This window comes from Microcoleus sp. Pol14D4 (assembly GCF_036701245.1).
In the GTDB taxonomy this organism is placed as follows: Bacteria; Cyanobacteriota; Cyanobacteriia; order Cyanobacteriales; family Microcoleaceae; genus Microcoleus.
This window is the reverse complement of the sequence record NZ_JAUBQM010000001.1, coordinates 167047-186347: the sequence shown is the minus strand read 5'-3', so window position 1 is coordinate 186347 and position 19301 is coordinate 167047. Positions and strand designations below refer to the sequence as shown.

Sequence of the window (19301 nt, the reverse complement as noted above, 5' to 3'; positions counted from 1 at the left end):
ATGAAGACTGAATTTAAAGCCAAGTTCCTGCAACACATCAACAAAAGAAGACAGGATCAAGGTTTCACCCTGATTGAACTGCTGGTTGTTATCATCATTATCGGTATTTTGTCTGCTATTGCTTTGCCTTCCTTCCTCAGCCAAGCTAACAAAGCCAAGCAGACAGAAGCTAAGCAGTATGTCAGTTCCATTAACAAGGGAGTACAAGCTTACTACGCAGAAAACACCAAGTTTACAACAGATGTCAATTTGTTGGGTCTTGGTCTCAAAACTTCGACCACTAACTATGGATACACCATTGGCACTACAAGTGCGAACGGAGTAACTTCAGCAGCGACTCCTAATGCGGCTACTTTAGCTTCGCTGAAGGGATATGCAGGAGCTGTAGCAGTGACTGCGCCCGATGCTTCAGGGGCTTCAGGCACACAGACACTCCTTTGCGAAACGACGCAGCCTGGTGCTCCTACAGCTATTACTCTTGCTGGTAGCAATACTGCTTGTACCGGTATGACCCTAGTTACTAAGTAACAGCTTAGTACACAAGCATTGCTTGTGAAAAAGTACGAAAGAGCGGGTTAGCGTTATGTGCTGCCCGCTTTAGTGTAAATAAAAAACTGCTTTTATTGGCTGAGTTTATGATTTCTGACAATTTATTAGCACTTGCGCCCGATTGGCAGGAGAAAGCCGAGCAACTCCTGCTTAAAGAAAATTATGCTCAGGCAGCTATGCTCTACGAACAGGCAATTGCAGAGCAACCAAGCCAGAAGTCTTACTACTGGCACTTAGGATTGATATTGCTGTTGCAAGAACAAGAAGCAGAAGCTCAAACAACTTGGCTGCTAGCAATGGCTGAGGGTGAATCTGAAGAAATTGAACTCTGGACAGCAGAACTGTTGGAAGTGCTGGAAGCTGAGGCTGAACGACAACGGTTGGAGTTGACCAATTATGAAGTAGCTTGGGCGATTCGGCAGCACATCCGAGAAATCCATCCAGGGGATATTAATAACCTCTTGCATTCGGTGGGACTTTCCATGGTGCGAAAAACTTACAGAGGTGAAGAATCAGACGATTTGGGCGCGATTATCAAGCTTCTGAAGTCAGAGCCTCCTATAGCAGTGGACTCAGACCTGCTGCTGCAAGTATGGAAGAGCGTTTTAGATTTTGCTCCATTCCACCCTTCATCATTTGAATTTACAGAAGCTTGTTTAAAATACGTTAAAGAACCTCTACCTGTTATTGAAAATTTACTTTTATTTGCCTATGACATCGCATATTCAGGAAAGCAGTTTCACTTAGCGACCCGCTATGTGGAACTCGCCTTGCAGTTACAAGCGAAGCACCAAGAAATTTTGCGTGCTCTGGCTGGTTTTTACCAAGATATCGGGAATTTTTCTAAGGGGATAGAAACTGCTAAGCTTTGCTACTCAGTGATGGAACGGTTGGTAGATAAAATTTTTGCTAATCACGTGCTGCTGCGCGGGCTGATGCTGGCTGGTGGTCATTGGGAAGATGCTTGGTCAGCGTTTGAGGCACACAAATTAATGATGGGGGCGCTCATTGAGGAATATCCGACTCATGTGGATTCAACTGCTGCGATTCGCTTGATGAGTTCGTTATTTTTCTTTCCTTACTTTGAAGATCGACCTCAAGAAGCCGGGAGAATTCGCATCCAAATTGGTAATCTTTTTCAAGAAAATGTTGAAAATTATGCCAAGCCAGTAGTGAAGAAGTGTCGCCAGCGCTCGCTGCCCCTGCTTCAGGGAGGGAATCAAAAAAGACGTTATAAAGTTGGTTATTTATCTTATTGCTTACGTAGCCATTCTGTAGGATGGCTGGCTCGGTCGTTGTTTGAACATCACGACCGCGAGCACTTTGAAATATGTGCTTATCTACTTGGATCAAAACTGACTAATGATCCCATTCAGCAATGGTATATTAGCAAATCTGACAAAGCTTGTAAACTAGGTATCTCTGGTATTGAAGCTGCTGAAAAAATTTACGAAGACGAAATAGATATATTGATCGAGCTCGATAGCATTACGATGAATTCTAGCTGTGAGGTAATGGCAATTAAGCCCGCCCCTGTACAAGTTAGTTGGTTGGGGTGGGATGCTTCTGGCGTACCAAATGTTGATTACTATATTGCAGATAATTACGTTTTACCGGAAGCAGCACAGGATTATTACGCGGAAAAAATATGGCGATTGCCTGAAACTTATGTAGCAGTAGATGGTTTTGAAGTGGGAGTGCCGACGGTTCGACGCGATTCGCTAGATATTCCTAGCGATGCCGTCATATACTACTGCAGTCAGATGGGATACAAGTACAATCCCAACACAGCTCGGCTGCAAATGCAAATTATTAAAGCAGTCCCGAATAGCTACTTTGTAACTAAATGGTTTGCTGAACAAGAATCGCTAAAAAACTTTTTTATTCAGATTGCGGCATCAGAGGAGGTAAGTGCGGATCGCTTGCGATTTTTGCCTCCATCCGCTTCAGAAGCCGTTCACCGAGCGAATTTAGGGATGGCTGATGTTGTACTCGATACTTATCCCTACAATGGAGCGACTACTACTCTAGAAACTCTCTGGATGTGCATTCCTCTGGTGACACGGGTAGGCGAGCAGTTTTCAGCACGCAACAGTTACGGGATGATGATGAATGCAGGTATAACTGAGGGGATTTCATGGACTGATGAAGAATATCTTGAGTGGGGGATTCGTTTAGGAAAAGATCCTGTTTTGCGGCAGCAAATATCTTGGAAATTGCGGCAGTCACGACAAACTTCTCCCCTCTGGAATGGTAAGCAATTTACGCGAGAGATGGAAAAAGCTTACGAGCAAATGTGGCAGAGATATGTTGAAAATTATCAGCAGTAGTAAGGAGATTTTGTAGAGTAATTATTGTACAATTCCGAGGATCTAAATTCACAATCAACGCTGTAAAATCCACTTCCAAATTTCAATGGCGCTGTTGCTTCAAGGGAATATCTTCAAGTAAAAGGATATTGTTCAACTCTTGTCGGGAAGCAATAAATACTGAGCGAACCAATGTTTCCGATGAAGATAAAGTCCAATCAATAGGAAACTGTTCGTGGTTAGGTTGGGTTATAGGCATATAAACGAACTCGAAGTATTGCTTTAGTTGATTGTACACCCACTTTCTAGTAGGTCGGCATCCATTACCGGATATAGCTTGCGATGGATAATCTGCTTCTTCTTTGCAAAAATTGATAGCTTCTTCTTCGCCAAACGAGACGGAGGTCTCCAGCAGCAGCATGTTTTGGCAACTGCGAGCCATAAACTCGATAGCTTGAGTGGGTGTTTGCAAGTGATAAAGCAACCCGTAGCAGTAAACAATGTCAAATTGCTGATTTATTTTTAAATCGGGAGTATCTATATCTAGTTGTATTGCCTCAATATCGGGATAACGCGCTCTAAGTATTTCCAAGTTTTGCGGTCTACCTTCCGCGGCAACTACTTCACAGCTTCGATCCAGAAAAAAGCTTGTATGATCGCCAATTCCTGCTCCAAGTTCGAGTACAGTTTTCCCTACAAAATCTAATCCTAAGCTTGCTAAATGTTCTAATCTTCTCTGGTTGTGTCGCAGATATTCATCGCAGTGGAACACCTTCATAGGATCGATAGGTAGTTCCTGCTGGTCTTTAGTGGTAATATCAGCTTCACTGGGGATGAGAGAGTCAATATCATAACCATCAATATAATCTAAAATTCGGGAAACAGCAGGCAGAGAAGTTAGTCCTTTGTTGACAAGCTCTGAAAATTGAGCCAAACTCTCAACGATATTGTTCGCAAAATTATAGTCAGGGTTGCTGCCATAGTGGAAAGTTAAATACTCTAATAATTCCAGAGTATAGTCAGGGAAATTGAGAATATCAGCAATGCAAGCTAATTTTAGAATTCTCTCTGGTGTTTTTAGATTGTTTTCCAAGCTGTCGTCTATCAGATCCCGAAAGTAAAACGCCTCTCCGTCTAATAACTGTCCAGCGCGAACTGTTGAACGAATGGGAGATATGCTCCGCAAGCGAGAAGTTTTATCTAAATCAAACAAAGTAAATCCTTGTTCCCTGAGATAAATATCAACGTCCGCAAATAAAGGCTGATTTTTATAGAGGTGTGAAAACTCGACTTCAGCCTGGACAGCAAGAATAGACTTTCCCAAGATTTGAGAAGCACCTTGTAATACTTGTAATTCTGCGCCCTGAACGTCAATTTGCAAAAAGTCGATTTCCTCAATGCCTTCACTTTTGCAAAACTCATCTAATGTAGTTGTTTCTATTCCCACATAAAAATCTAAGTTGACTAATTCTGGCAACCCAGAAAACCGCTCAATATAAGGTTCATTAGGTGGGTACAGAGAGCTACACATGGGATCCTTAGTTACATAAAGTGTAGATTCGCCTACTGAATTTGCTAGCGCTAGAGGAATATGTTTTTCTGTGTAATTTATGGGTTGAGCTTCCAGAGCAGTATTGCTAGCCTCACAAGCATCAGCATCAACATCAAATCCATAAATAGTCAGATGTGGTGCAAATATTTCCCACCCTTTCTGACTATAGTCATCTTCACTGGTAACTTTGCGAGAGCCAACGTTACAAACTGTCATGTGAATCCGATCTAAATGACCGCTTCTTTTTAAACTGGGGAGGAATAGTGACATAGCCTAAATTTTGCCGGCTGGCTTTATTAATTGAAATCTACTTTGAAGATTGAGAAATGAGATCTATTTTGCTCTCAGGAACAGCGATAACATTTAGGTTTCCCTCCAACTCGTCAGATGAGTTTATAGGAATTAGTTCCTGGGCGTAAGGTTGATAGCGAAAGAGTTTATACCCTTTGCTTTTAAGATAATCAGCAACAGGTAAATTACTGCCTTTGCTCAAAGCGATATTTTCATAGAGGATGATAGGAAAAAATTCCGATAATATTTTTTCGCTACCTATTAAAACTGACATTTCGTGTCCTTCTGCATCTATTTTAAGGTAATCAACTCGCTTGACGTTTTCCTGATCAACTAAACTGTCCAAAGTAAAACACGGGACTTCTTCAAAGGAACCAAGTTGTACTGGTTCTTCCACATCGCCAGTAACAATTTCGTTTAATTCGCTAGATGTGTAAAGGTGCAATCGTGCTGTACCAATGCGATCGCTAGCAGCTCCAGTACATATTTGTACCCAATCTAACTCATTAATTCTACAGGTTTCTTCTAAGCAGCGCAAGCAACCTGAAAAAGGTTCAACTGCTAGTACACGACCTCTAGGTCCCACCCGTTGCGCAGCACTAAAGGTATAGACTCCCACATTTGCGCCAACATCTATAACTGTCATGCCCGGTTTGAGGGAATTCCGCCAAAATTCCACTTCCTGTTCAAACCAATCTCCCTCTGCAAGCAGGACGCCTGTTACAATACTCCGAAAACTAGGCTCAACGGCTAACAATAGCTTTTTTTCAACAGGCAGGTAAGTGATAGAAGAATTTACTCCTAACGTAGTCCATTTCCAATCAGGAGAAGTAGGCTCTTTTTTATAAAATTCACGAGCCTCATTTAGCCAGTAGCTAGCTGAATCTCTATCCTGTATATCTCGATAAGCGAGGTAGAGAGCTTGAAAAATCTGCGGTGACTCTGGCGCTAGCTGCTGGGCTTGGTGCAGGGATACAAGTCCTTCCCTTAAATTGTTAACCATGCACGAAACTCCTAGTTTAAACTTGATGGAACTCGAATCTGGTAATATCTTCTCTGCTAGATTCAGTAGTCGGAGTCCACCTGCTCCATAAAATACAAGGTGAGTTCGACATAGCACGTCGCTTAAAAGGAAAAATGCCTGAGTATAAGCATCTCTTGCTTGAAGTAAATGTGTCAATTGCTCAGCCAGAGTATTAACCAAACTGTTGCGCGGTGAAGGTAGGTAAACCAGTGCAGAGGGAAGTTTCTCTTTGGTACTGTAAACATTGGGGACGGTGTTGATAAAAGCAGGAAAAGCAAGTTCTATAGCTTGCGACATTTCTCCAGTCATCGTCAAGAGGAGAGCTAGATGAGCTATGCAGAGAGGACAGCTATCTTGCTCTCTTCCTTGGTTTAAGGCTTCTAAAGCCATATTGAGATACAGTTGGCGCTCTGATAAGTCCTCAGACTTTTCTGCTACGATCAAAGCTAATACTGCAACGTTGTTTAAGTCTCTGCTAGAGGTAGGTTCTTCCCAGCAGGTGCTTTCAAGGATTGTCGTTAGACGAGCTAGAGAATTTGCATCCAGACTAGGGCAATTATGATAAACATAGTCCGTATATTTATCCCTCAAGTCACGAGAATAATCCATTGATTTTGCCTCTACGTGCTCTCCGCTTATCTCGCAATTTTCGTCAGGATAGAGGGGGAGGGCGAGTGCTTTAGTATCAGCAATCGCCTGTATATTTTCACGTTCCATAGAGATGCGAGCCTGAATTCGAGACAACAAAGCTTTGCATTGTACTTCACTCAGCCTTCCAAGGATAGTAATTTCTGGCGCTGTGGTAATATTAATATCCTCCTTCATCAGAAGACTCATTACTGCACCAGAAACAACTAAATCTGCATCAATTTCTGAAGCTTCTGTCAAATTACTCGTATCAATTAAAAGATTGAGGTTGTTACTATCAGAGTGTGTTATTACCTTCCCAATAGCCTCTTCCATTTGGAAAAAGAGAGTTTCTTCGGCCTGCTCCCAGTCAGGGAAAGTAATGAAATTAATATTTCTAAGTTTAAGAGGCAATAGGCTAGCCTGAATCAAAGCATAACTGACTTCTTTGCTCATTTTTGACCAGGAAAACTTTTTCGCTTGCTGAATTCCGGCAGCTATCAAAGCTTCGCGCACTTCTGGCTTTTGAATGTTAATAAGTGCGATCGTCATTGCTTCAACGTCATCATCCGGAACATATAAAGCTGCCTCTCCCGCCACTTCAGGTATAGAAGCATTGGGACAAGTAATCACTGGACATCCGCAAGCCATTGCCTCTAAAATGGGCAAGCCAAAGCCTTCATACTGGGACGGATAAACCAGCGCAACAGCACCCGAAAAAGCTGCTTTTAACTCTTCATCGCTGAGGGGAAGCTTATGCACTGTACTCCCTGAAGTGTAAGGTTCAAACTCATCTTTTGTTAAAGCGCTGTGAGCTGTGCAGACAATATCAAATTCTGGCTGATTGGGCAGTTGTGCGAAAGCTTGCAAGAATAAGGGTGCATTTTTATGACCGCCGGCCGCACCCACCATCATAAAGTATGGCTTTGAGAGATTGTATTTAATCTTAAAACTCTCGATCTCCTCTGGACTAGCTGGCGATAAATTTTGGGGAACTCCACAATGAGCGACTGTTACTAACTCTGGGGCAATATCAGGAAAAAACTTTAATAAGTCTGATGCTGTATTGTGGGAAATAGTAATGTATGCAGATGCGTGGCGGATGCCGTAATGTTTCTCGCGCCACATGGGTTCATCAAGATTTGTCTCAAAGACTTCAGGAGTCATGTCATAGGCGATAAAGACAGAAGGTGTTGATAGTGGGGTTGTGTAGTAAGTTGAGATAAATAAGTCAGCTTCTAGTTCGTCGCAGACTTGCTGGAGCATTTCGCGATCGCCATCTGTTTTATCATAGTCGTAGGCAGTAACCGGGCAATAGAAAATGCCTGGAATTTTGGGTGCTGTTCCGGCGCGATCGAGCACAATTATATGGTTGGCAAATTTCTGTGTTACCCACTCTTCTAAGAGCGATCGCCACACGCGAGCAATTCCCGTATTGTAAAGCTGAAAAAACACACCATCAACAATAATCCTTGGGGTTACTTTTTGCAGCACTTTTTGTCTTAACAACTCCTCTGGCTGAACGAACCTCCATACATTATTATCTTTGTCACGTTGTGCTATTGGTGCTACACCAAAAGACTCAGCCTTATCAACCATTGTGCCATCTTGCACCCAGGACAAATAATTACCCAAAGGCACAGGCAACTTAGTTTCTAATTGCAGCATACTCCATTCATATACTGCATTTTTATAACCGTAGTATATTTCTTTAAATCGTAACTGTTCTGGCGTTACATAAGCAAAGTGCTGAAATACCAAACCCTGCTTTTCTGTTTCTTCATGCAAAAATGGATTAACAGTTGCAATATTCCTCTCTTGTCCGTCTGGTAAAGGCTCAACTAAGACTGGAGGCGAGTGTGATGCCCATCTTGCCCCCGGTTTAAACCTCCAGGTTCGCAACCATTCCTGTGCAGGATTCTGAGCATAACAGTTGCGCGTGCTCACAATCAGCTTCTCTCCTACAAAATACCAGCACCAGTAAAAAGCTGCTGTTTTTTCGGGATTCTCAACGAACATTTGTCTGGCTTTACAAATTTGTTCTGCTGTCCACAATTCATCTGCATCCACCTGCCATAACAAGCATTCCTCTTTAATATTTTCCAGCGGTGCATTTACCATTTCGCGCTTCCCATCCCAAAAAACACCTTCTGGTTTGCGATAAACAGTAATATTTTCGGGATAAATACGTGCTATTTCATCTATATATTCTGATGTCCCATCTTTGCTGTGACCTTGGCTATGAAATTCGTTAGTAATTTTTCCGCCAAATCGAAGAGTCCAGGCAGTGTCGTGCTTCAAATCAGCTACCCCCTCAACTATATGCCAGTGCCAGTTAAAGGGAAGTTGGTTAAATATTTCTATATGGTAGCGGATGAAAGGTTCACCATTTAAGACTATTGTAAAAAAATGAATTGGCATATAGTTTCGTAATATCGGTTCGCTATCCCAGGGGTCAAATGGAATTAATTTTTCCGCAGACAAGTGCGGACGAAAGAAAAATTTGCCTGTTTCGTTAAGCATACAAGCTGCGAAGGAAAATGAGCTATTTGAAATTGCGACTATATCGCACTGGCTCAACAAGTAAAAATCAGGATAAAACTCTGCTTGCGGCAGCTCTATACCTAAGTCTTTGGTCGTAATTGGATTATACTCTGCAAAATCACTTAAAACTTTTTCCGGTTCATCGCTGGCAATAAATAGTATTGGTTCGTCGAGGGTTTCCCACAAACCTTTTAGAAAGTCCTTGTACCATTCGCTCGGTGCTATAAAAAAATCTCCGTAGCCGTAGTCTGCCCGCCGCAAGTGCAAACCGACGATGGTTTTGCCGCGCGATCGCAGACGAGCTATCGCTTCCTTCATTTTCGTTTCTATTTCGCGTACTGGTTTGAACAGGGAGCGGAAATACTCTTGGTGGGGTTTGTAATACTTTGTGTGATATTGAAAATAACCCCAAAAGTTCACATTTTTAAATATTTCTTTCGCTTTAGGGATGCTAGCTGCTGACAATTTACTGGTGGGTTCGGTAACTACGGGTAACTCTTGAGAAATGGGAGAATCATTGCAACCAAAGAGATATTGACCAATCCAAGCTGGCGTCTCTACTTTCAAGTTATGTTCTTTGGCATAGATTTTCAAGAAGGCATACTGAAATATTTGATTGGCAAACCGTCCGTTTCTACCCAGGGTGGACATTGTGACTGCGGGCTTTTTCACATAAAACGCATCGCCCCAAGAAGGATGAAACGGTGTTGTAGTTGCTACGCGATCGAAACCGCACATCTCCAGAAACTCATCGATTTCGTCAATTAAAGCGCAGCCTTCATATAGTTCTTCATAATTAACTTCCGTGTTTATTGCTTCTATGTATCTGAGAACATTCGTTGCTCCCTGCAAAGCCAACAACTCTGCACCTTGAATATCAATATTTAAGATATTAAAATCTGCGGGATCAATTTGAAGTTCTTCTAGAAGTGTATCCAGAGTTCTCGACTCCACAACTACACGCTCAACTTCCTTAATTTCTGGATAAAACTTTTGATGCTCCTTCAATGGTAAGATAGAACTGCTTTGATCCATAGAAGTTACATACAATGTGCTTGTGCCGTTGATGTTGCTAACTGCACAATTCACCGCTAGCACGTGAGGAAAACCCGCTATATTCGTTTTCAAACGTTCAAACACAGCAGGGTTGGCTTCAACAAACAGTACCCTTCGCACCCCCATCGCTTGGTATCTTGCAATTTCCTTGCCTTCGTGTGCCCCAATGTGAATAACGCCGCGCGGTGCAACAGAATGTTCTCCGCAAAGCTGCTGCAAATCGAGCAGATTTGGTGCTTGACTAAAAATCAAAGCTGTGAACCTCTCGTTCACAGCTAAAAAGTTGCTATACTCGTAATTCTCATATTCTGGTAAAAACTCGGGTAAGGGTTGTAAAGCATTGGGCCGTATTTTAAAAATTGTATAACGAAATTTTTGTAAATGCTCGAATACTTGTTTTAATGTGATGTTGGCATCGACAAATGTTCCGCCATACTCAAACTGAATATAATCTACTTTGCCTTTTTGCAAGAGGTTAGTTGCTCCGTGAAGGACTTCTAGTTCGCCACCTTCTGTATCAATTTTTAAGAAATTAATTCGCTTTATGCCCCTTGTTTGGACATAATCATTAAGGGTAGCTGTTAAAATCTGAAATGGCTGAGGCAACTGAATATTATATTGTTTTTCGATTGCTAATCTGCGGTGAAAGGTACTCCATCCTGAAAATTTATCGTAGTAATAAAATTCCCTGATTTCCTGTTGGTGTGCTATTGCCAAGTTGTTTAACACAAGTTGACCGTTTTTAATCGGTTCAGCTAGGTTTTGTAGAAGTTTTTGATATATAGGCGGTGCTGGCTCAAACAAATGAATTTGAACGTCGGGGCATATGTTTAATACTTGATTTGTCCAGTTACCTATGTTTGCGCCAATATCGAAAACTACATTACCGGAAGCAATAAAATTTTCTATAATCTTCAATTCATAGTTATTGATAGACTCTCCGTGATTAATATTATTAGCAGACACCCCAGTGCTTTGAGGATTTTGTTCCAGTTTCCCGCTCCCTGTGTGGCCTGAAGTTGTGAGCGAATCTTGGTGGCAATACTGAACAATTAGTTCTTTTGTCCGCGCCGGAACAGCAATAATAACATCATCAATAATTACAATATGCCTGCTATTTTTTCCTGAATTCAACAAGTTTAATACTGCGCTAATATCCGGCCAATGTTGAGGTGCATGGGGTGGCGGTGGAGGAGATAAAAACAATCGGGCATCATCAATAAAAATAAATTCTTCGCAGTTGGAGCGGTTGATTATTTCGATTTCTGCGAGTAAGGGACACTCATCGATTTCTCCATAGGTTTGCCCTCCGCTCCAATGAGCGTCTAGCCAGAATAAACTTGGACTTTCAAGTTGTGATAGTGTATTATCAAGAATGTTTCTGGTATCACCGTACAAAAACTCTATGTTTTTGATATGACCGTATTTTTCGGTAGCTTTTTGATAAAGGTCTTGAGAATACTCAATTGTAAAAACTTGTTCAAATACTTGGCTTGCCCAGTATGCTGTATGACCTTGATAGGTTCCTGTTTCAATAAAATTATTAATCCCGTAAGCTGCTTTTAGTTGGGAGATGATTTCTATTGGTGGTCCCATGCGTACTATGCCCATATTCAATCCTTCGTTTGGTGAAACTAAGTCGGGTATTTTAATTAGGAAGCTACATACAATTTAAGGATTTTCAATCTATCTTACTAACAAAATTGACCGCTCGCCTACTATTTCCCCTTCGCCTGCTCCAACAGCGCCTTATAATCCGCCCGATCGGGATTTAGCTTCACCAACTTCTCCAAAGGCTCGATCGCCCCCACCTTATTATTCATCTGCAACCGCACATTTGCCAACCCCTCCAGAGCCGTCTGATTCTGCGGTTCCCGCTGCAAAACCGTTTCATATCCCCGTTCCTGCTCCGCCAGCAAAGATTCCTGAGAAACAGCAGCAGTCGCCGGTTTTTGTTGGTGCTGGCTACTCAAACCGCTGCTGAACAGACTGAAAATACCAAAAATTGCAGAACCACCAAACGAAACCATTGATACTAACGCAAAAATCTGCTTAGTTCGCTCGCCCTTATTAACTGGACGAGGGCTAGATTTTTTCTGTGTGCTTTCCATTGCTAACTCTTGGCCTCGCTGTTTTCCAGGCACTCAAGAAGCGCCTATATCTAGATTGCCCAAGTTCGAGCGCAAAACGATCGCCCTTGGCCCTTTAAAATTTGAGACCAATTCTCGCCCATTACACTAAACCTGAGATTTGTAAAGGATATTTAGGTGAAAATAACACGCGGGCGATCTCGATCAGTGAAGGGCGATCGCACCCTTACTTTTTAGCCGTTACTCTCTGGCATTTCGCCAAACCGAGCTCGGTAACGCGGTAGCAAAGATGTGAGTTCAGGAGCACGCTGGCGTTCCGCTTCTAGTGCTGAGGCTAATTCATCAGAAAGCCGATCTAATTTTTCATCTAATGTTGTTGCAGTCATGTCGATCGCTCCTTAATGGTGGTTATTTTTAATCTAAAATGCCCTGGCTGACTCGATTGTGCAATCAAAATGGGATTGGATTAATGGCCGAAAGGTCGATCGACCTCCCACACATTCAAATGCCATCAGGATCGATACCCTGACTCCTCAAGTATGCCATTAGTCGATCGGCCCTCTGTCGTTCCTGTTCCACCCGTTCGGCACCCCACAGCAGCAAATTGCCATTCTCATCCCACCAGCGCAACCAATAACCGGTTCTATGAGATTTTTCATCTTCCCAAACCCCCAGAAATACGCCCATTGATTCTATCCAGAATCGCTGATTAGCATCCAGTTCTTGCAATTCGTATTCTCCCGATGTCGAGAGTCTGTACACTTCCAAGACTCCCGATTTCGGTTCAAAAATTACATAAACCGGTACTTGCAAAATTCGCTCGTAAAACCGCCATTTTCCGTAAGGATATGTCGGTTTATTTGAATATTCACTGCCGTCAGTATCCGATAAAAATTCCATCACTACGGCAGGTATTTCTCCCTCAGCATTGGGCGTATAACTGCGGCGAACTTCTCCTGTTTCTGCTGGCAATACCGAGGTAACGAACACCCACTCAGGGGCTTTTACTACTGTTTTGTCGTTAACTTTGGCACCGAGTCCTAAATTGGAAGCTATTAGCATTGAAGCTAGGATAAATCCTGCCAGATCCAAAGCTTCTCGCAGGGCGGCGGCTAAAAGTGGTTGGTCGATGTTTTCCACAGGCTCATCTGGTAATTTAAAGTCCTCTGGCAATTTTTCCCAAGTTAGAGTATACTGAGTTTTGGTTGCGTCCGGTTTCGATAATGTTTGCGTCATTGCTTTTCCTTGTTTAGATTGAAAGAGTTTTTTGTTAATAGGATTTGGTCAATAACTTTAAGTCGGGGGTCCGGACTGCGCACCTTACTAACTATAAGGTACGCAATGCGCACCTTACCCCTGTTTAACCCAGAGAATGCAGAGTTAAGAAACATATAAACTCGCAACTATTGCAATAATTTCGGTTATTCAATGATACCATGTTTTAAGGGGTATTTTATGGAGCAACTTGTTCTACTGACCTTGCACTTTGAGAAGGTATAACAGGCAATTTGGGCTGTTTTTGCAAGCGAGGAAATCCAGGCTCTACTGATTTATTTTTGGCAGGTGTACTTGCATTTATTTTATCAGAAAGTGGAGCTAATGTTTGAGTAACTTTAACTTGCTGTCGCAGTTGTTCCGTCGAACCCAACAAACCTCCTAATCCGTTGAATAACCTGCGAATATTGTTGCGGAAAGCCGGATCTCCGGTCAAATCATCTACGTCGGAAGTAATTTTTTGGACGTTCTGAAATGTAGCTCGTGCAGAATCTAGAGTTTGCTGCAATAATAGCAAAGTTGCCGGATTGTTCACCTGGCTGGATAAATCTCGCAAATTACCAGAAGCTTGGGCAGCATTCGCTGATAAAACTTCTAAATTGTTCAGCAATTGTCCTTGGTTAATTCGATTAATTGTTGGACTAAAACTGCTGACAGCTACGCGCAGTTCTTGACTGCTTTGATTGATGTTATTCAGAGTTGAGACTAAACTGGCGCGGTTGGTTGATACTAAAGAATTGAGTTGGTTGGCTGTTAATGTAACTTGATTGGCTGCTTGAGTTACTGAATTAGCAGAATTTATCGCAGCTGCAGATACGGCTTTTGTGGAAGTGTCGGCCGTAGCTGCTACTTTAGAAACATCAGTGGCGACTGCTGATATTTCCCCTTTTAGAGATTGATTTAAACTGCTGGCTTCTCCCTTTAATGATTGATTTAAACTACTGGCTTCTCCTTTTAACGATTGATTTAAACTTGCTATTTCGGTTTTTACCGATTGATTTAAGCTCCCAATTTCTCCCCTTACATCTTGATTTAAGTTTTTTATTTCGGATTGAGCAGTTTGAGTTAAATTAGATAAATCTTGAGTGAGTTTAGCTGCGCCTTTAGCTGTGTTAGCTGTATTTTCTGTCAGGGATTTAATATTGTTGAACAGCGCGGGATCGGTGTAGAAATTAGCTAGGCGGACTGTGGATCGAATAAGTTCGTCGATAGTGACTCCTGCTTGACCTTTTAAGCGCGAATTTTGGCAGATAATCTCTGCGGGACAGTCTGCACTAACGGGATTGGCGGTAAGTAACGATTCTGGCAAAATCGCGTTGGGGGTAATGTCGATCGACGATTCGCCAATTAAACCCGATTTATTCGCTTCGATCACCACATCCCGGGGAATCACTAAAGTACCGGGGGCAATTTCCAGCGTCACGTCTACGCCGTTGGAACCCGGTTTGAGGGCGGTAATTTTACCGACTGCAACCCCACGATATTTGATGGGCGTGCCTATTTGCATTCCTTGGGCGCTGCCAAATTCTACGGCGAATTTGTAGCTGCGGTTCCCTAGCTGTACGCCCCGCAGCCAGAGCACTAAGCCGCCAAATAAACCGATTCCTACTAAAATTAAGAACCCGACAGAACCTTCTCTTACAGTTCGCGATCGCATATTTTCTCCTCAGTCATTGGTCATCGATCATTGGTTATTAGTCATTCATCATCGGTCATTTCAATCTAAAATCTAAAATCTAAAATCTACAATTGGCTAACTATCCAAGCGCTTGAATTGGCCCAGTAACACTGCCGCTAAAAAATTGTCCGATCAGTAAATTATCTGTCGATGCAATATCGCTGACAGTTCCCTCCCACTGCACTTTGCCTCGATAGAGAAACACGATGCGATCGGCAGTGCGGCGGATGGTACTGTCTTGGTGAGTGACGATCGCATAAGTGCTGCAAACACCTTGGGCAGCCTGCAAGTCCCTGATTAAATCTTCAATTACCGTCGAAGCAATCGGATCTAAACCCGCCGTCGGTTCGTCGTACAGCAAAACCTCTGGATTATCCCTGTCATTATCAGGATTCGCCATGATAGCGCGGGCAAAACTTACCCGCTTCCTCATTCCCCCAGACAACTGCGCCGGATAGCGTTCGCCAATTCGCGGCAAACCCACCATCTCCAACTTTTCCTCAACCAATTCCCGAATGCGGCGGCGCGGCAGCTTAGAATGCTGGTAAAGTAAAAAACCGACATTCTCCTCCACCGTCAGCGAATCAAACAAAGCCGCTTGCTGAAAAACCATCCCAATTCCGATCGGATCTGCCACGTCGTCCACCCATCCGACCCTGCGCTGTCCCTGAACAAAAATCTCACCGGCATCCGGGGCCAACAAACCCGCAATTATCCGCAGAATCGTAGATTTCCCCGTCCCGGAAGGGCCAATAATTGCCAGGGCTTCTCCCCGATAAATCCTCAGATCGACTCGATCGAGGATCGGGTTCTGGCCGAAGGACTTACTTACCCCCTTGAGTTCGATTAGTGGCTCAGCCATAGGATGTTATCAATAAGTTGTCAGTCGTCAGTCATCAGTCTACCTAATGACTCATGACTCATGACTAATCACTAATTACTTAAATTGACTGCCAGAATCAAAACTCTCTTGTATTGTAAATTTGTCAGCTCGAGCTGTTCCAATACCCTTAAGACTAATTAACCATGTCAATTAGTTCACTTCCTAAAGCCCTCCGCGTCTTGGCTAAAGCCAAGCAGGTTTTTGCCCAATCCAGAAATCCTTACGCCCCTTCTTTGCGGAACGGGCGAGTTCACCAGTGGTTTAAGTGGTTAGCCCCCGGACTTTTAGTGAAACGGTGGCTGCTGATCAGTGCCAGCGGCGTGGTACTTGCCACTTTGGGTTTAGCGATTTGGACTGGGATGACTCCCATTTTCTTCTTATTGCAATTGTTGAGAAATTTTTTGGCGTGGATTGCGGAAGTTATTCCCAATTACGTGTCGGGGCCGATCATCATTGCTGCCGGGATTTTGTTAATTCTGTGGGGGCAAACTCGCAGTTTGAACTCTATTACTCAAGTGCTGATGCCCGAAGGGAATGAGGAATTGGTCGATCGACTCCTCAACCACCGCCGCTTGCACCGCGGCCCGAAAATTGTGGCAATTGGGGGCGGTACCGGTCTTTCTAATTTGCTCAGGGGATTGAAGGATTACAGTGCCAAAATCACTGCTATTGTCACGGTGGCGGATGATGGGGGGTCTTCGGGGCGGCTGCGGCGGGAAATAGGGGTATTGCCACCGGGAGACATTCGCAATTGTTTGGCGGCTTTGGCAGATGAGGAAAAGTTATTGACTGAGTTATTTCAATATCGCTTTCAGGCCGGTGACGGTTTGATGGGTCACAGTTTTGGGAATTTGTTTTTGACGGCGATGAGCGATATTGCTGGAGATTTGGAACAGGCGATCGCCGCGAGTTCTAAAGTTTTAGCCGTTAGGGGAGAGGTGCTGCCTGCTACTCTGAGCGACGTGTCTTTGTGGGCTGAACTGGCTGACGGCCGGAGGATTGAGGGGGAGTCCAGCATTACAAAAGCTAACGGAAAAATCCTCAAAATAGGCTGTACTCCTGCTCATCCTCCGGCATTACCTAGGGCTGTGGAAGGTCTTCGGGAAGCGGATTTTATTATTATTGGGCCGGGGAGTCTTTATACGAGTGTCATTCCGAATTTGTTGGTCCCGGAAATTGCTGATGCGATCGCCAACAGCGCAGTTCCGCGCATTTATGTTTGCAATATTATGACTCAGCCGGGGGAAACTGACGGATACAGTGTTGCAGACCACATTCGGGCGATCGACCGCGCTTGCGGCAGGCCGCTGTTCGATGCTGTAGTCGTTCAAGGAAAAGTCCCTTCTGCAAAGGCTTTGATACGCTATTCTCAGGAGAATTCTTATCCGGTTGTGCTCGATCGAGAAGCCGTAACGCAATTGGGGCGGCGAGTTGTCATCGCCAATGTCATGGATGAAGATGAAAATACGGGTTTAATTCGCCACAATTCTCAAAGGTTGGCGGGGATGTTGCTGCGTTGGTACGGCCGCGCCCAGAACATTTAAGCTGCTGAATGTTTACTGTTTACTGTTTACTGTTGACTGTTGACTAATATTATTGGTTATTGGTTATTGGCCGCCGGCAGCGAGTAACAAATAACAAATAACAAATGACTAATGACTAATGACTAATTATTGAAATGAAAACTTTGCTTCCCGATTCTGAGGCTACGCGCAAGTTTGGTGTTGCGTTAGGTCGATCGCTCCCCGCCGGCACTGTAATCTTATTACAAGGAGATTTAGGTGCGGGCAAAACTACCTTGGTTCAAGGCATCGCTGAAGGTTTAGGAATCTCAGACTCGATTGAGAGTCCTACTTTCACCTTGATTAACGAGTATTTTACAGGGCGAATTCCGCTGTACCATCTAGATTTGTATCGACTTGAACCCGCAGAAGCCGAGGCTTTGCACTTAGAAAGTTATTGGGACGGATTAGAAAGGGATTTGGGAATTGTGGCGATCGAATGGGCAGAAAGATTGCAGTACAAACCAGAGAATTATTTGCAAATTTCTTTAAGTTATTTAGATAACGGGCGGCAAATTGAAGTAATTGGTAATGGCGACTTATTGGATTGGCAATTGGAAATTTGAGAAAAGGCGATCGAACTTACTGCGGCGGGCGGTTGACTCGAATCAATTTACCTCTCAAAGTTTCCTCACCAGCAATAGCATCATTAATGCGTGTTGCCAACTTTTCTACGTTCCTATCTTTGGTACAAACAATAATACCAGCGTGGCCTGGCTGTCGGTTGTGCAGTCCGATGAAATCAAATCGATTTAATGTCAAAACAGCTCGATCGTTGCTTATAGCAAATGCTAGCACCTCTGGATCTGGAATCCCAAGTCCTGCTTTTCCTGCTTCCTGAACCGTGAGGACATTGTGACCAAAAGCGCGCAGCAATTGCACAACTGGCAAAGGAAATTGTTCGTCTGCATACAAATTTAGCATGACTCAGGCTTCCTCATTCTTGCGGATTGCTTGTTCGATTTCCTCCTGATGTGCATCAGCATAAGTCCAAACATTGACTAGATCGGCAGCGCTTAGATGGGGATAAAATTGTAAAAGTTCGGCATCGCTTGAACCTTCGCGGCGAAAACTTTCAAGCAGCCAAACAGGAATGCGAGTTTTGGCAATGCAAGCATCGCCGCCACACACGTCGGGAGTTTTAGTAATTCCTGGCCAGCTATTGTTTAAACTTTGGGTTAAAAGCCGGATGGCTTCAGCTTTCTCAGTCGGAGTTAAGGCCAGGAGTTGTGTTTCTAGTTCTTGGAGAAGCATGGGTAATATCGCCTTTGCAATAGGAGAATATACAGTTATTTTAGCAAAAGTTTTTTGAGTTAGGCTCAAAAATGGTCGCAATTCCAAAGATGGGGCAAGTCGGTATTGCAGACCGAACATACAAATAGGTGGTCTTTGATAATGTTCAGTTGGCGACACGCAGGACAGCGGCGAAATACAAACTCTATTGTAAATTTATCGGGGCGAGCGATCGGTATGCGATCGAGAGATTCCGCTACTTGAAACCAAGACTCGGGTTCGGGACAAAAGCCTGTTGATTGATTGGTAATTTCTAGCACTTCCCAGCCGCGATTGCCGCTTCCAAAAAATATTTCTCCCGCCGAGAGTACAGGAAATCCGCCCGCACAAGCTATATGTTCTGAGTGGCGATCGGCGATGCAAAGATCGCCTTTTAAATCTACTACAAAAGTTGCTGCGAGCGAACTAAAAATATTCGGCTTCCGGCTAGTTTTAGCAATCCATTTCTCTAGCTGACTGACTGAATCAATCCTAGTACCAATAGGAAAGTCAGCAACAGAAAGCCGAATTTCATTCGAGCCTACATATTGGTACAACTTTGCCATTACTGTCATCCTCGATCGGATTT

Annotated in this window: 14 protein-coding genes; 4 read left to right on the top strand and 10 right to left on the bottom strand. The window is 43.5% G+C overall.

Annotated elements, in window-relative coordinates; genetic code table 11:
* Together QUA33_RS00785 and QUA33_RS00780 are read left to right on the top strand one after the other, a co-directional pair.
* A complete protein-coding gene (locus QUA33_RS00785; RefSeq protein ID WP_333145693.1) occupies positions 1 to 528 on the top strand; it encodes a type IV pilin-like G/H family protein in 528 nt (175 codons plus the stop codon).
* Between the two features lie 107 nt (positions 529 to 635).
* Positions 636 to 2879: an O-linked N-acetylglucosamine transferase family protein gene (locus QUA33_RS00780; RefSeq protein ID WP_333145691.1), complete on the top strand. Its 2244-nt coding sequence runs from the start codon at positions 636 to 638 to the stop codon at positions 2877 to 2879.
* A gap of 82 nt (positions 2880 to 2961) precedes the next feature.
* Here the strand turns inward: QUA33_RS00780 and QUA33_RS00775 are convergent, their stop codons facing one another.
* From QUA33_RS00775 to QUA33_RS00745, 7 genes are all read right to left on the bottom strand, one after another.
* On the bottom strand, positions 2962 to 4680 hold the full coding sequence (locus QUA33_RS00775) for an FkbM family methyltransferase (protein WP_333145689.1): 1719 nt from the start codon (positions 4678 to 4680) through the stop codon (positions 2962 to 2964).
* Positions 4681 to 4717: 37 nt separating this feature from the next.
* Positions 4718 to 11548 (bottom strand): FkbM family methyltransferase, encoded by a 6831-nt coding sequence (locus QUA33_RS00770; RefSeq protein ID WP_333145687.1) that lies wholly within the window; start codon positions 11546 to 11548, stop codon positions 4718 to 4720.
* A gap of 122 nt (positions 11549 to 11670) precedes the next feature.
* The gene (locus QUA33_RS00765) at positions 11671 to 12063 is read right to left on the bottom strand and encodes a tetratricopeptide repeat protein (RefSeq protein WP_333145684.1); all 393 of its coding nucleotides are present in this window, start codon (positions 12061 to 12063) and stop codon (positions 11671 to 11673) included.
* A gap of 212 nt (positions 12064 to 12275) precedes the next feature.
* Positions 12276 to 12428, bottom strand: coding sequence for a hypothetical protein (locus tag QUA33_RS00760; RefSeq protein WP_333145682.1), 153 nt, complete (start codon positions 12426 to 12428; stop codon positions 12276 to 12278).
* 115 nt (positions 12429 to 12543) lie between these two features.
* On the bottom strand, positions 12544 to 13278 hold the full coding sequence (locus tag QUA33_RS00755; RefSeq protein ID WP_333145680.1) for a Uma2 family endonuclease: 735 nt from the start codon (positions 13276 to 13278) through the stop codon (positions 12544 to 12546).
* 217 nt (positions 13279 to 13495) lie between these two features.
* Positions 13496 to 14974, bottom strand: coding sequence for an MlaD family protein (locus tag QUA33_RS00750; protein ID WP_333145677.1), 1479 nt, complete (start codon positions 14972 to 14974; stop codon positions 13496 to 13498).
* 100 nt (positions 14975 to 15074) lie between these two features.
* Positions 15075 to 15857 (bottom strand): ATP-binding cassette domain-containing protein, encoded by a 783-nt coding sequence (locus QUA33_RS00745; protein WP_333145674.1) that lies wholly within the window; start codon positions 15855 to 15857, stop codon positions 15075 to 15077.
* A gap of 164 nt (positions 15858 to 16021) precedes the next feature.
* Between QUA33_RS00745 and QUA33_RS00740 the strand changes: the two genes are divergently transcribed.
* Both QUA33_RS00740 and tsaE read left to right on the top strand, forming a co-directional pair.
* The gene (locus QUA33_RS00740; RefSeq protein WP_333145672.1) at positions 16022 to 17422 is read left to right on the top strand and encodes a gluconeogenesis factor YvcK family protein; all 1401 of its coding nucleotides are present in this window, start codon (positions 16022 to 16024) and stop codon (positions 17420 to 17422) included.
* A gap of 134 nt (positions 17423 to 17556) precedes the next feature.
* On the top strand, positions 17557 to 18006 hold the full coding sequence (tsaE, locus tag QUA33_RS00735; RefSeq protein WP_333145669.1) for a tRNA (adenosine(37)-N6)-threonylcarbamoyltransferase complex ATPase subunit type 1 TsaE: 450 nt from the start codon (positions 17557 to 17559) through the stop codon (positions 18004 to 18006).
* 16 nt (positions 18007 to 18022) lie between these two features.
* On the opposite strand, the gene QUA33_RS00730 is transcribed toward tsaE, so the two are convergent.
* The 3 genes from QUA33_RS00730 to QUA33_RS00720 form a co-directional block, all read right to left on the bottom strand.
* Positions 18023 to 18364, bottom strand: a complete 342-nt coding sequence (locus QUA33_RS00730; protein WP_172190337.1) for a DUF5615 family PIN-like protein — start codon at positions 18362 to 18364, stop codon at positions 18023 to 18025.
* A 3-nt stretch (positions 18365 to 18367) separates the two neighbouring features.
* Entirely contained in the window at positions 18368 to 18694 is a 327-nt protein-coding gene (locus tag QUA33_RS00725; protein WP_172190336.1) for a DUF433 domain-containing protein, read from the bottom strand.
* A 65-nt stretch (positions 18695 to 18759) separates the two neighbouring features.
* Complete coding sequence (locus QUA33_RS00720) at positions 18760 to 19278, bottom strand: hypothetical protein (RefSeq protein ID WP_333145666.1); 519 nt, start codon at positions 19276 to 19278, stop codon at positions 18760 to 18762.
* Positions 19279 to 19301: the final 23 nt, after the last annotated feature.